The organism is Candidatus Kinetoplastibacterium oncopeltii TCC290E (genome assembly GCF_000340865.1).
GTDB lineage: Bacteria > Pseudomonadota > Gammaproteobacteria > Burkholderiales > Burkholderiaceae_B > Kinetoplastidibacterium > Kinetoplastidibacterium stringomonadis.
The window spans coordinates 204,056-219,467 of record NC_020299.1; the positions used below are offsets into that span (position 1 = coordinate 204,056).

A 15,412-nucleotide genomic window follows, 5' to 3' on the forward strand; every position below is an offset into this window, starting at 1 on the left:
GATTACTTTTGGTGAATGATATGAGAACTGATAAACTGACTGTAAAGCTTCAAAAAAATTTATTAGATGCCCAGAGTTTAGCTGTGATCAATGATAATCAGTATATTACATCTATACATGTTTTGAAGGCTATGCTGGATGATGAAGATAAATTTATTTCTAACATACTGGCAGGTTCTGGAGTTATTATTAATAAATTGAATACATTGCTAGATTCTTCCTTAAAGAAATTACCTCAAGTGCATGATATAGATGATGTTCAAATAGGTAAAGAGCTACAAGGATTGCTTATTAGAGCAGAGAAAGAAGCTAGTAAAAGAGGAGATGATTATATTTCTAGTGAAATATTATTATTAGTTTTATCTGATGATAAAAGCGATGTTTCTATATTGTTAAGGCAGTCTGGTTTAAAAAATAATCTAATAAAAGAGTCTATTAATAATATTCGTGGATCTAATAAAATATCTGATATGAATGATGAATCTAACCGTAATGCATTGTCTAAGTATACTACTGATATAACTTCTTTAGCTCGTCAGTGCAAACTTGACCCAGTTATAGGTCGTGATGATGAAATAAGACGTACCATTCAAATTTTGCAACGTCGAACAAAAAACAATCCAGTATTGATTGGTGAGCCAGGTGTTGGTAAAACAGCTATAGTAGAAGGACTAGCACAGAGAATAATAAATAGAGAAGTTCCTGATAGTTTGCGTGATAAAAGAGTATTATCACTAGATTTAGCATCTTTAATAGCGGGAGCAAAATTTAGGGGTGAGTTTGAGGAGCGTTTAAAAACAGTACTGAAAGATATTTCAGTAGATAGCAACAGTATATTATTTATAGATGAGCTACATACAATAATGGGTGCAGGAAAAGCAGAAGGCTCTATCGATGCCGGAAATATGCTTAAACCCTCATTAGCAAGAGGTGAATTACATTGTATAGGTGCTACTACTCTAGATGAATATCGTAAATATATAGAAAAGGATGCAGCTTTGGAACGGAGGTTTCAGAAAGTTATTGTAGATGAACCAGATGTTGAGTCTACTATAGCTATTCTTCGTGGCTTGCAAGAACGTTATGAAATTCACCACGGTGTAGAAATTACTGATCCAGCTATAGTTGCAGCAGCTGAGCTATCTAATCGTTATATTACCGACCGTTTCTTGCCAGATAAGGCCATTGACTTAATAGATGAAGCCGGTGCACGCATCAGAATGGAGATTGATTCTAAGCCAGAAGCTATGGACAAGTTAGAGCGTAGAATGATTCAGTTAAAAATAGAGCGAGAGGCTGTAAAAAAAGAGTCTGATGAAGTATCTAAGAAAAGATTATATGTCATAGAAGATGAGTTAAAGAAGATACAGGAAGAATACAATAGTTATGAAAAAATATGGAAATCAGAGAAAAATATTGTCGAAGGGACTAAGAATATAAAAGAAGAAATAGATGGCTTGAAAGCAAAGATGGCTGAATTGCAAAGAAATGGCCAGTATGATCTATTAGCGGAATTGCAGTATTCAAAGTTACCAGAATTAGAAGAAAAATTAAAATCAGCAGAAAATTATTCTATAAATCAATCTAGCGATAAGAAGTTTAAACTACTTCGTACTCAGGTTGGTGCTGAAGAAATAGCAGAAGTGGTTTCTGTAGCTACCGGTATTCCAGTATCAAAAATGATGCAGGGAGAAAGAGAAAAATTACTACACATGAATGATTTCTTGAACTCTAGAATTATAGGGCAATCTGAGGCTGTTCGTGCTGTTTCTGATGCCATTCTTCGTGCTAGAGCTGGATTGTCAGATCAATCAAGACCTTCTGGTTCTTTTCTTTTCTTGGGTCCTACAGGGGTTGGTAAAACTGAGTTAGCAAAAGCTCTTGCTGATTTTATGTTTGATTCTAGGGATCACATGATAAGAATAGATATGAGTGAATTTATGGAAAAACACTCAGTTGCAAGATTAATAGGAGCTCCTCCTGGTTATGTTGGTTATGAAGAGGGTGGTTATTTAACAGAAGCTGTTAGGAGAAAACCTTATAGTGTTGTGTTATTAGATGAAGTGGAAAAGGCACATCTAGATGTTTTTAATGTTTTGCTACAAGTTTTAGATGATGGTCGCTTGACTGATAGTCATGGAAGGACTGTTGATTTTAGAAATACCGTAATTATAATGACATCTAATCTAGGATCTAATCATATTCAAAGTATGATTGATAGTACTTATGATGAGATCCGAAAGGTTTTAATGGAAGAACTAAAGTTAACATTAAGACCGGAGTTTCTGAATCGCATAGATGAGATTGTTTTCTTCCATAGTTTGAAGTCAGAGCAAATGGCTTCTATAGTAAAGATACAAATAGATCAATTAAAAGATCGTTTAAAACAAAAAAACATGCATATAGAAATATCAAACGATGCTGTTTCAATGTTAGCAAAAAATGGATTTGATATTGTATTCGGAGCTAGACCTCTTAGACGTACAATTCAAAACTATATTGAAAATCCACTTTCTCGATTAATATTAGAAGGTAAAGTTGGCGAAAATGACATAATAAATGTAGATTATTCTAACAATGAATTTACATTTAAAATTAATATTTAGTATATGTAAATTTATATGATTAATGGCAATAATTTTTTTATAAAGTTATTGCCATTACTATTTAATGTGCGCCAAGATACCCATAATTTTTTTATAGGTGATATCGATATAATTTTGTTTGAGTCTCTCTTGTTATATGAATCTATCTTTTCTAGAGTAGCATAATTTATGGCGGCAATAGCAAAACTTTCTTTGTAATTTTTATAGTGACAAGAATGAATATTGGTTATAGATTCTTTATATAGTTTTTTTGCTCTATTTATTTGAAACTGTATAAATTTTTTAAAATTTTCTGATTTTTTTTCATCAGTTATGTTTTCTATTCTTAAGCTAAAATGATTTAAATCTTCATATGGTAAAAATATAATTCCATTTTTCGCATTTATATATATATCTTGTATAGAACTTGTAAGTTGCATAGCTAGTCCTATCTTTTCATTATAAATAGAAACTTTATCGTCATTATTATAAAATACTTTGTTGAATAGTTTGCATATTACTCTATTAACTGTCCAGTAATTATTATATAAATCTGACCAGTTGTGAAAAAAATCTTTCTCTAAAATATTTTCTATATTATTTATAAAACTAATTAATTCATCATAAATAAAAGGATATTCTTTTGTATATAGAGATAATTCTTTAGTAATTGGATGATCTGACACTTCTTTTTGCATTCTATATATTTGATTTTTCCACCATGAAATTTTTGAGTAAGCAACAGTTTTTGTGTGGCAATCTGACAATATATTTTCTATTTTTTTATGTATAGCATACATTGAAATCAGAGCTCTTTTTTTATTATTGGGTAATAAAATAGTTGCATAGTATATATTTGATCCAGCAGGAGCAAATTCTTTTTCGCAATATTCATTTGGTGTCATTTTAATCATTAAGTAGTTTTTAAGAAGAATAAATTATTCTAAATCGATTATGATTTATAAACAAATCTTTATATTAAAGATTGATTGATTTACAAAAAACTTTAGTTGTTTAACATCAGTTAATATATTCATAATATGACCAAATCGAATTATATATGTTTAAAGTGTGACTATATCGCTTATAAATGGCTTGGCAAGTGCCCAAATTGTGATTCATGGAACTCATTTTCTATTTCACGTTCTGATGATGTTTTTAATAAATATAAGAATTCAGGTACTAACATATCTGAAATAAAAATACTTTCAGAGATAGAATTATGCAAATCAAATCGTATAGTTGTAGGGATTAATGAATTTGATAGAGTTTTAGGTGGTGGTTTAGTAGCAGGGTCTACAGTCCTAATAGGAGGAGATCCTGGTATAGGAAAGTCAACTTTAATATTACAGTCTCTAGCATTATTATCGGAAAATAATAATGTTTTATATGTGACAGGTGAAGAATCTATAGAGCAAGTTGCTTTACGTGCTTACAGATTAGGTTTACTAAAAAAAAAGGTCAATATTCTATCGGAAAATAATCTAGATAAGATTATTTCTTATATTATCGAGATAGGATATACAATCATTGTAATTGATTCAATACAGACTGTTTCTACCAGTTTATCTAATTCTGCTCCAGGCTCTGTTTCTCAAGTTAGGGAATGTGCTATACAGATAACAAGGATGGCTAAACAATTTGGTATCACAGTATTAATAGTAGGCCATGTTACTAAGGATGGATCATTAGCAGGACCAAGAATATTGGAACATATAGTAGATACAGTATTATATTTTGAAGGAGATAATCAATCATATTTCCGTATTATCAGGTCTTTTAAGAATAGATTTGGTTCAATTAATGAGATTGGCGTTTTCAGGATGACTGATCTAGGCCTGTTAGGTGTTGCAAATCCATCAGCTTTATTTTTGTCTAAGCATAGAGATAAAGTCTCTGGTTCCTGTGTTATGGCAACACAAGAGGGGTCTAGGCCATTATTGATAGAGATACAGGCATTATTAAATATTTCAAATATATCTAACAAAAGATTGCTTGCTGTTGGTTTTGATTCTAATAGATTATCAATGTTGTTGGCTGTGATGAATAGACATGCAAAAATATCAACTAGTGATAAAGATATTTTTGTAAATATTGTAGGAGGCGTAAGAATTGTAGAACCAGCTGCTGATTTGCCATTATTGCTAGCTATATATTCATCATTGGTTAATAAACCCTTACCTTTTAAGATGGTTTCATTCGGAGAAGTTGGTTTAGCAGGTGAGCTTAGACCAGCATCAAAGGGACAAGACCGGTTAAAGGAGGCAGTTAAGCTTGGATTCAAAATTGCCTTAATACCTTCATCAAATAAACCTCTAGAAAAAATAGAAGGACTAGAGATATTAACCTCTAATAGATTAGAGGATTCTTTTGATATCATAAAGTCAATATACTGATAAAGTTCTCTACTAACACCAAGAAATATTTGTTTTTTTATGGTGTTAGTAGAGTGACAGATTATTTAAAATTGATTATTGAAATTTCCTTTGAAAGGGTATTGCATCTATTATTCTTTTATCAAATTTTTTGTAAAATTCAGCATATACTGGTTCCATTGCCATTGCAAAACTTGCTCTCTCAACTTCTGTTACTTGCATCCCTTCCTTCCTCAACCTATCGAGGCTTCTCTTTTCTATATCATCTACAAAATCACGCATTTTTAAACAAGCAGCACGTCCCGATTTTTGGAAAAATTTCTTATCAGCAGATGATAATTGTTTGTATAATTTCGATGACACTAGTATCAGTGCTGGAGCATAAACATGTCCTGTGAGAGATAAATATTTTTGCATATTATCCATTTGCGTTGCGATTATCACAGATAGTGGATTTTCTTGTCCATCAATACTACCATCTTTAAGAGCTTTAATAGCATCTGTTAAAGTCATTGGTACTGGTAATATTCCTATATAACTGAACCCAGATACATGTATGGAATTTTGAGGAGTACGTATTTTCAATCCTCTAGCATCCTCTGGTACCAAAACTGGTCTAACATTGTTTGTTAGATGTCTAAATCCTTGTTCTCCCCATGCCAATGCAACAATACCTTTTTCTGGAAATTTAGAAAGAATATTTTTTCCTATAGGTCCATCCAGTACATTTCTAGCATGTTGTAAATCATGCATGAGAAATGGTATATCAAACATGCCTATTTCTGGTATTAAATCCATAACAGCACTGGTTGATATTACAGCTAAGTCAATATTACCGGACTGTAGTCCTTCTATTACTTCATGCTCAGAACCTAATATATTATCCGGAAATTTTTCTACTATAAATTTACCTTTACTTATAGTTTCTAGAGAATTAGCAAAAGCACTCGCTCCTGCACCGTAATGAGAAGTGCTAGATAAAGCATGAGCTAGTTTTAGCTTAGTATCATCCGCAGATGCAGGCATAACAGCTATCACCGCTAGTACGGCTAATGCAACCCAATTAAGCCAAATATTTCGCATTCATCTACTCCTGAAAAATCAAAAGAAGTTTTTAAAAAATCAAATAGAGATATTCTAAAAAAATGAACGTCCTCATATTGTTCCAAAGCACTCTATAAGATATGGATAAAAGCCATAAGCATACTTCACTTGTTTTTTTAAAACCTTCATTTATATTAATTCTTAAAAGAATATTCTATATTCATCTAAATTGTTATGTTGTTTTCAATTTAAACAAAAGCAATTACTATACCATTTAATATATAAAAATACGCTATTAAAATAATCTTGATTATAAATTATTTGTCATCTAAGGTATATTTATTTGCTTCTTTGTTATTGAAAAAACTAGAATTCATAGTGATTATACAATAACTAAGCATGATTTGTGTTAGCGTATTGCCTTAAGATTTAAGTTTAATTCAATATTAAACCCAACATAGTTTATTCTTATATGTAAATTCATTTGAAAATATTTCAAGAAGAAAGACTTTTTATTATTGAGTTGAAGTGATGTAAATATATTTTTATTTTTACATTAAACTAATATCATATTTTTGTAGTTTTATAGGATAAAGAAAATAATAATCAGTACCGTTTTCTTTTTAATTATTAAATAGTTATATATAGTGATCCCTAATAACATTTATACTGAAAACATATGATAATTAATAGTGCCACATTATACTTGTTATTTCTCTTCGTATTGCTTAACTGTTTTTTGGTTATAATTATTTTGATGAAAATAAAGCATTTAAGTTTTGAGAAAATTACAGATATTACTAATGAGATGTCAAATTTTGAGCGTCGTTTGCACGAAGATGTAATAGAGTCTCACAGAATATATAGTAAAGATATATTCGAATTATCAAGAATTTTTCAAGTGGATTTTAAGTCTTTCCAGGACTCGATGAGAGATACGTTGAACAGTGATGCAAGGTCAAATCGTTCTGAAATAACTTCGTCTTTTATGAAATTTTCTGATAATTTTACAGATAAATTGCAGGGATTAATAGAAATAAATGATAGACGCACTAAAGAAATTAGAAATACTTTAGAATATAGATTACAAATTTTACAAAATAGCAATTCAGAAAAACTTGATGAAATAAGGTATACGGTTGATGAAAAACTTCATTCAACTCTGGAGAGGAGATTAGGAGAGTCTTTTAAACAAGTTTCTGATAGATTAGAAGCAGTTCATCAGGGATTAGGCGAGATGCAAAATTTAGCCGTAGGAGTTGGTGACTTAAAGAGAGTTTTAAATAATGTAAAAACTCGTGGCACATGGGGTGAAATACAGCTTTCAAGATTAATTGAAGATATTATGACTACAGATCAATATAGTCGTAATGTTAAAATTATTCCACACAAAGATTCATTTGTTGAATTTGCTATAAGATTACCTGGCTCCAGCAAAGAATCATCTCCTGTATGGCTTCCTATAGATTCCAAATTTCCAAAAGAAGAATATGAAAGATTAATAGAGGCTAATGATAATTCGAATCTGGAAATTGCTAAGTTAGCATCTAATGCTTTGGCAAAGGCATTAGAATTACAGGCACGCAGCATTGCATCAAAATATATAGAACCTCCTTATACAACAGACTTTGCAATAATGTTTCTTCCAACAGAAGGCCTTTATGCGGAAGTTTTGCGCTATCCTGGGTTGTTTGATAAATTGTTTAATCTTAGAATAAGTATAGTTGGTCCAAGCAATTTAGCAGCATTACTAAACAGTTTACAAATAGGTTTTAAGACTCTTGCTATTGAAAAAAGGTCTTCAGAAGTATGGAATATACTAAGAGCAGTTAAGACTGAATTTAGTAAATTCGGTGAATCATTAGCTAGCGTCAAAAAAACTTTGGATACAGCAAGTAATAAGTTAGGCCAAACAGAAGTAAGATCTCGTGCAATGCTTAATAACTTAAAATCTTTAGAAATTCTTCCTGATAATAACGAAACAGTCCAATTGTTTGAAGATATAAATAAAGATTAATCCTTTAACATAAATTTTTGATAATAATATCACAATGAATAATGATAAAAGACAATTTGATTTAAAGAAAAAAGCAGCTAAAGCTGCCATGAATTTTATAAAACCTTATATTTTAGATGATAATTTCTTTATTGGTGTTGGAACCGGATCTACTGTTGATCTATTTATAGATGAACTAGCATTTTTTAGTAAAAGTATTAATGGTGCAGTTGCTAGTTCTGATAGGACTAGCTCTAGATTATTATCTTACGGAATAAGAGTTTTGGATCTTAATAAGGTTGATAATTTACCTTTTTATGTGGATGGTGCAGATGAGATAGATAGATCATTTTGCATGATAAAAGGTGGTGGTGGAGCTCTAACTAGAGAGAAAATAGTTTCTTCTGTTTCAGATAAATTTATTTGTATAGCTGATGAAAGTAAAATGGTTGGCTGTTTAGGTAGTTTTCCTTTACCTATAGAAGTTATACCTATGGCTGTTAATTCTATTTCTAGAAAAATAGCTTCATTAGGTGGAAAAGCTATACTTAGAGATAGTTTTATAACTGATAACGGAAATGTAATAATTGACGTACATCATTTATACATACAAGATCAATTAAGTCTAGAAAAAGAGATCAACAATTTTCCAGGTGTTGTCACAAATGGTCTATTTGCAATAAATAGAGCAGATGTATTGATTTTATCAACAGATAGTGGAGTAAAAATCATCCGTAGAAGTTGATCCCTTATACATGTTAACCAATGGATGATAATGGAGTGTATCCATCAACCTCAATGTCTTTATTTTCGAATAAAAATGTTTCCATTTTGTTCTTAAGGAATTCTCTAGATTTTTGATCAGCTAAATTTAATCGATTTTCGTTTATAAGACGTGTTTGAATATTTATCCATTCTTGCCAAGCTTCTTTTGAAATATTATTGAATATACGCTCTCCGATACTTCCTGGATAAGGAATGTTATCCAGTCCTAATGACTCTTTTTTTAGTTTGATACAATTGACAATTCTACTCATATATTAATATCCTATTATAGGTTATAAAAATTTGTTTTAGATTAAAGTTTTTCAGTCTTGTTTAATATTCTTTATAAATATCAAGCTATTGCGTGACCTGTTATAGCTAGTTTGTTTTTCTTTAGGCAAATCTTGTATCCCACATTGGACAAAACCTCTCTTTAAAAACCAATGGGAAGTCTTGGTAGTTAGTGCAAATATACGCCTAGCTCCAAGACTTTTTGCCCTAGACTCAATATGTCTTAGTAACAGTTCTCCTTCTCCTGTGCTTTGCCATTCTGGATGAACTATTAAACATGCTAATTCTGCCATATGTTCATTAGGAAACATATATAAAGCAGCGCATCCATATATTACCCCATCATGCTCAATCACGGTAAATTTTTCTAAATCACGTTCTATTAAACTTTTTGGTCTAGGAACCAGTGTTCCATCTGTTTCTAGTGGCTCTATGAGGCTAATTATTGCTCCAACATCGTCTATGGTTGCAGGTCTTAAATCATCTAGATTATCTTCCACAACCATTGTTCCTACGCCATCATGTGTGAATATTTCTAACAACACACTACCGTCTAAAGAGAAAGAAAGTATGTGAGCTCTTGCTACTCCTTTTTTTACAGCTAACGAAGCATATTTTAAAAATTCACATGTTTCTTCATCTAAGTTATTAGAATCTATAAGAATGTCAGCATCCGCCCTTGCTAATTCTGTATCTATAGAGCCATCATCATTAGGAACTCCATTTGAGTTTGACAAAAATATAAGTTTTTCAGCCATTAGAGCTACAGCGGTACTTGTTGCTAATTCCTCAAGTGCTAAATGAAACGCATCACCTGTAGGTGAGAATCCTAATGGGGATAACAAAACAACAGAAGATCCCTTCTCAATAGCAAAATTTATTGCTTCTACATCTATCTTTCTTACTTTACCAGTATGTTGAAAGTCAACTCCATTTAATACTCCGACAGGTCTTGCTGTAACGAAATTTCCGGATATGACCTTAATCTTTGAGTGAGACATTGGAGTATTCGGTAATCCTTGACTAAAAGATGCCTCAATATCTAATCTTATTTCACCAGCTGCTTCTTTTGCACATTCTAAAGCTGCTGCATCAGTTGGAGCCATTAGGCCTCTGTCAAATATTTTATAAATTCCCTTCAGTTTCAATTGATCGTTGACCTGAGGCCTTGATCCATGTACGAGTACAAGTTTAATTCCCAAAGCCTATAATAAAGATAAATCTTGTACAAGTGCGTTAAGAGCTCCATGTTGAATCAAATCCCCATCGAAAGCGATAACAAAAGTTTTCCCTCTAAATGCATGTACGTACGGTGCTACTTCTCTAAACCATCTAACAAACTGTGTTTGAGAATTCTCAGATGTGTTATATCTATCTACTTCCATATATATAATACCTAATTAATATCATGTGATAACAAATTATTAATATAAAATACGATAATAATAGTTATTTTTATGTTGTGTAAACAATTTATTTTTTACATTTACACTTATATGTAATTTTGATTTAAATATGAATAAAATAATCTTTTATAAAGTTTATTGAATATATGAGAAGTATCGATCTGAAAAGGAATTAGTATTTTTATGTCTTACGATTTTAAATCTTTTGTACACTTGCGTGTACATTCAGAATTCTCCATTGTAGATGGTATAGTTCGGATAGAACAGCTGATTAATTTAGTAAAAGATTCTAATCAGCCTGCTGTAGCCTTAACGGACTTATCCAATGTTTTCGGTATTATAAAATTTTACAAAGCTGCTCGCGCTTCAGGTATAAAACCTATAATTGGTTGTGATGTTTGGCTAACTAATGATAAAAACAGAGATAGGCCTTTTCGTATTTTATTGCTTGTTTGTAATCATGAAGGATATCTAAATCTATGTTCCTTACTTACAAAATCTTTCTTATGTAATCAATATAATGGTAGAGCTGAATTACGTAAGGAATGGTTATCCGGTCAGAATGGTTTGATAGTTCTTTCAGGTGGACTTCTAGGGGATATTGCATATGCTTTAGAAATAAATAACCATGACTTAGCATTAGATTTGGCAAATCAGTGGAAGCTAATGTTCCCTAATTCTTTTTATATAGAATTACAGAGAGCAGGTTTTCCTGGAGAGGATAATTATAACCATATGGCATTGGTAATAGCTTCAAAATTGAATTTACCTGTGGTTGCTACTCATCCTATTCAATTTCTAAGGCCTAATGAGTTTCAGTCTCATGAAGTTAGAGTTTGTATAGCTGAAGGCTCTCATCTTTCTGATGCAAAAAGAGTTAGTAGTTTTAGAAAAGAACAATATTTTTTTCACTCAGAGAAGATGTTTGATCTATTTTCTGATATACCTTCAGCAATATTTAATACTATTGAAATAGCTAAACGTTGCAGTTTAACTATGCGTTTAGGAATTCCTAATTTGCCAAGATTTGAAATAGATCCTAAATATTCCTTAAGTGATTACTTAATTTCTATGGCTGAAATAGGATTAAAAAAAAGACTTGATTTTTTAGGCACTGATAAAATAAATGAAGTTAATAAAAAGATATATTACGATCGTTTATATGAAGAGTGTATTACTATAAATCAAATGGGTTTTGCTGGATATTTCTTAATAGTACAAGATTTTATTAATTGGGGTAAAAATAATGGCGTTCCTGTAGGTCCTGGTCGTGGATCTGGCGCCGGTTCTTTAGTTGCATATTCTTTAGGTATTACTGATATAAATCCTATGGATTATGACTTGCTTTTTGAACGCTTCTTGAACCCTGAACGTGTTTCAATGCCTGATTTTGATATTGATTTTTGTCAAGACAATCGTGATCGTGTTATAGAATACGTAAAATCAAAATATGGTTATGATGCTGTCAGTCAAATAGCAACTTTCGGAACTTTTGGAGCTAAGGCTGTTATTAGAGATGTTGGAAGAGTTTTAGGAATGCCTTACTCATTGTGTGATGGCTTGTCAAAATTAATTCCTTTTAGTGTTTCTGAGCAATGGACATTATCTAGAGTTTTAGATTCTGATGCTATATTTAGAGATAGATATGAAAAAGAGGAAGAGGTCAGGACATTGATAGATATTGCTAGGCCTTTAGAAGGTTTATCACGCAATGTTGGTATGCATGCAGGAGGTGTTTTAATTGCACCTGGAAAGCTAACTGATTTTTGCCCGCTTTATTGCCAACCAGGCCAAGAAAATAGTGTCGTTTCACAGTTTGATAAGGATGATGTTGAGTCTTCTGGTTTAGTTAAATTTGATTTTTTAGGCCTTAGGAATTTAACAGTACTTGATTGGTCAGTTAAATATGTTAGGCAATGTAATAAAGGGATGGATAACTTTTCTATTATTTCACTACCATTAGATGATCATAAAACTTATGATCTTTTATCTAAGGGAAATACAGTTGCTGTTTTTCAATTAGAGTCAAAAGGAATGCGAGAGTTATTGAAAAGATTGAAACCTAGTAACTTCGAAGATATTATTGCTATTCTTGCTTTATATAGACCAGGACCATTAGAATCAGGCATGGTAAATGATTTTGTAAGTCGCAAGCATGGTCTTTCTAGTATAAATTATTTCCATGAAGATTTGGAAAACGTTCTTAAAAGTACTTATGGGGTTATAGTTTATCAAGAACAAGTTATGCTTATTTCACAAATAATAGGTGGATATTCTCTTGGAAGTGCTGATCTACTGCGTAGAGCAATGGGCAAAAAAGACCCAGAGGAAATGGCTAAACATCGAATTATTTTTGAAAAAGGTGCTGTTAATAATGGTTATAGTTCAGATCTAGCAGTAAAACTCTTTGATTTAATGGAAAAATTTGCTGGATATGGGTTTAATAAATCTCATTCAGCTGCTTATGCTTTGATTGCTTATCAAACAGCTTGGTTAAAAACTAATCATCCAGCTGAATTTTTTGCAGCAACAATGTCATCTGATATGGATGATACAGATAAAATGCAAACAATATTCAATGATGCTAAAAAAAATCATATAAAAATTTTTCCGCCGGATATAAATCTTTCTGAATTTAGATTTAAGCCTGTCGATGAAGATCAAAAAATAGCTATTCGCTATGGCCTGGGCGCAATTAAGGGAACAGGTAAATCTGCTATTGATGAAATTGTGAAATCTAGAAATTATAAAGGGCCATTTATTGATATTTTTGATTTTTGTTATAGAATGTTCAAGATTTTAAATCGTCGTGCGATAGAATCTTTAATTAAGTCTGGAGCTTTTGATTCAACTGATTCTAACAGAGCTAAAGTTTTAGCTTCGTTGAATATGGCATTGGAAATAGCAGATCATAGAAACACAAATATTAATCAATCATCTTTATTTGGAGATGATTATGAACAAGAAATGCCTAAATTTCGATTAAATACATGTAATGTACCAGAATGGGACTTGCTAAAAAAGCTAACGGAAGAAAAAAATGCTATAGGATACCATTTCAGTGGGCATTTATTTGAATATTGGCGTGATGAGATAAGGCAAATAATACCTAATACTTTATCAAAAATAAGACCGAACAAACAATCACAATGGATATGTGGCATAATTTTATCTATAAAGAATATAACAACACGTCGTGGGAAGATGTTTATAGCTTTAATTGATGATGAGACGGCTCAGGCTGAAATAGTAATATACCCAGATTTTTATGATAAATATAAAAATGACTTGCGAGAAGACAATTTAATAGCAGCAAAAGTGGTTGTGAGTGATGATTCATACTCAAACAATTTGCGAGCTATAGTAGAGCAAATATATAGCATCAATGATATTAGGACTTATATGTCCAAAGCTGTAAAAATATCTATAGATAGCGATATTAATTTAGAGATATTAAGAGATTTATTAAAGGAATATTGTTTGATAAAAGATCAAGATAAATATTGTGTGCCAATTTACGTGCTATATACAAATTTAGAAAGCAAATTTTCATGTACTATCAAACTAGGTGATATATGGAAAGTTGTCGTTAATAATGAATTTTTATTAAAATTAACGTCTTTTTTGGATGATAAAGGTTCTGTTGAGATCCTTTACTAATATAAATTTACACAATTCTCACTTTAATTCACAAAGATTTATTAAACTAATATCTCAATCATTCTTATATTATAAATTATTTATCAATTTATTCTAGATCAAACATTATTTTTATTGAAAATAATGATGTTATTTAATTTTCAAATATAGTGATTTATATATAAAATAATACATTTTTATTATTAAATAAGTTAATCAAATCATTATAGTGTTTTTTTGTTTTTACAAATTACATTAGAATAGATGTTTATTCATTAATTATATTTAATACTTATTATTGAATCTTTAATAATATTACTTATATTTATCTTTGTTCATTGTAATTCATTATCTATTTGAATTCGTGTCTTTTTTGGATTTTACTATTTATTTGATAATGCTATCAATGATATAAAATTAAGATATTTTTAACATTATATGCCTTAGATAATGACAAACTTTTCTTTGACCTAGAATATTAATGAATTCACTTAAGGTCAATATTCTTTTTTTCTAAAAGTTTTTGTTTTAATAGCTTGCTTTTTTGTTACACAAATGCTTCTATTTTTTATAATGCAAATACTTTCAGACGATATCTATCGTCTGAAAGATCTATATACTGTTACTATTATATTTATAATGGTAATTTGTACTATTTTCTAAATTGGTCTAATATAAAAAAGTATTCTAATAAGGATAAAATTATGGCGTTTGTAGCAGTATTACTATTAATTTCACTGGTTTTAACAATTAGTGTAGTCTTCATGTTGCATGTGTAACATCAATTGCAAAAATCTTTATAAGAAAGATAATAGGAACAAGCAAAAATGAATTATATATTGATATATATTACTTAATAGTCAGTTCTATCAAGGTTAAAATTGTTATATATAAGATATGTAAATACAGAATTTTAGAGTAATAACAGACAAAGACAAAATAAAAAAATTTTGCTAAGAACTGCAGTTTCAGAAGATATTTTAATTAAACACTAATACATTTTATCTGTAATAGCACAATATGACATATTAACGACTGATTGAAGGGCTTTATCGCATATAAATGATTACTATGCGTAGATTAATACATGTTATTGTCAAATTACCAAAGATTGTTATTTTTTCAGAAAATGTATTCTATTTCATAAACATATAAAAATAAATAATGGTAAGCTTTTTCTAAGTGATAAAAGCAAAATTGTTTGTAGAATAGCGTCAAGTACCATGATAGTTATGAATATATTTCAAAATGATTTATTTTGTATCTCTATATATTTTTTATTTAATAATAATATTATTTACATAGGATATA

The 15,412-nt window shown here is 30.3% G+C and carries 8 protein-coding genes and 1 pseudogene; 5 read left to right on the top strand and 4 right to left on the bottom strand.

The window, feature by feature from the left end:
* Positions 1 to 20 precede the first annotated feature (20 nt).
* Complete coding sequence (gene clpB, locus CONE_RS00955) at positions 21 to 2,606, top strand: ATP-dependent chaperone ClpB (protein ID WP_015396886.1); 2,586 nt, start codon at positions 21 to 23, stop codon at positions 2,604 to 2,606.
* 11 nt (positions 2,607 to 2,617) lie between these two features.
* Here clpB and CONE_RS00960 read toward each other — a convergent pair whose 3' ends face one another.
* Positions 2,618 to 3,499, bottom strand: coding sequence for a squalene/phytoene synthase family protein (locus CONE_RS00960; protein ID WP_015396887.1), 882 nt, complete (start codon positions 3,497 to 3,499; stop codon positions 2,618 to 2,620).
* 126 nt (positions 3,500 to 3,625) lie between these two features.
* On the opposite strand from CONE_RS00960, the gene radA reads away from it, so the two are divergent.
* Positions 3,626 to 4,981, top strand: a complete 1,356-nt coding sequence (gene radA / locus CONE_RS00965; protein WP_015396888.1) for a DNA repair protein RadA — start codon at positions 3,626 to 3,628, stop codon at positions 4,979 to 4,981.
* Positions 4,982 to 5,056: 75 nt separating this feature from the next.
* On the opposite strand, the gene dctP is transcribed toward radA, so the two are convergent.
* Positions 5,057 to 6,043, bottom strand: coding sequence for a TRAP transporter substrate-binding protein DctP (gene dctP / locus CONE_RS00970; protein WP_015396889.1), 987 nt, complete (start codon positions 6,041 to 6,043; stop codon positions 5,057 to 5,059).
* 718 nt (positions 6,044 to 6,761) lie between these two features.
* Here dctP and CONE_RS00975 point away from each other — a divergent pair.
* Positions 6,762 to 8,021 carry a DNA recombination protein RmuC gene (locus tag CONE_RS00975; RefSeq protein ID WP_015396890.1) on the top strand — a complete coding sequence of 420 codons (1,260 nt, stop codon included), beginning with the start codon at positions 6,762 to 6,764 and terminating at the stop codon, positions 8,019 to 8,021.
* A gap of 34 nt (positions 8,022 to 8,055) precedes the next feature.
* Positions 8,056 to 8,745, top strand: a complete 690-nt coding sequence (gene rpiA / locus CONE_RS00980) for a ribose-5-phosphate isomerase RpiA (protein WP_015396891.1) — start codon at positions 8,056 to 8,058, stop codon at positions 8,743 to 8,745.
* A 13-nt stretch (positions 8,746 to 8,758) separates the two neighbouring features.
* Here rpiA and CONE_RS00985 read toward each other — a convergent pair whose 3' ends face one another.
* The gene (locus CONE_RS00985) at positions 8,759 to 9,037 is read right to left on the bottom strand and encodes an oxidative damage protection protein (protein WP_015396892.1); all 279 of its coding nucleotides are present in this window, start codon (positions 9,035 to 9,037) and stop codon (positions 8,759 to 8,761) included.
* Between the two features lie 51 nt (positions 9,038 to 9,088).
* Positions 9,089 to 10,441, bottom strand: a pseudogene (argA, locus tag CONE_RS00990) (amino-acid N-acetyltransferase).
* 204 nt (positions 10,442 to 10,645) lie between these two features.
* Here argA and dnaE point away from each other — a divergent pair.
* Entirely contained in the window at positions 10,646 to 14,122 is a 3,477-nt protein-coding gene (gene dnaE, locus CONE_RS00995) for a DNA polymerase III subunit alpha (RefSeq protein ID WP_015396893.1), read from the top strand.
* Positions 14,123 to 15,412: the final 1,290 nt, after the last annotated feature.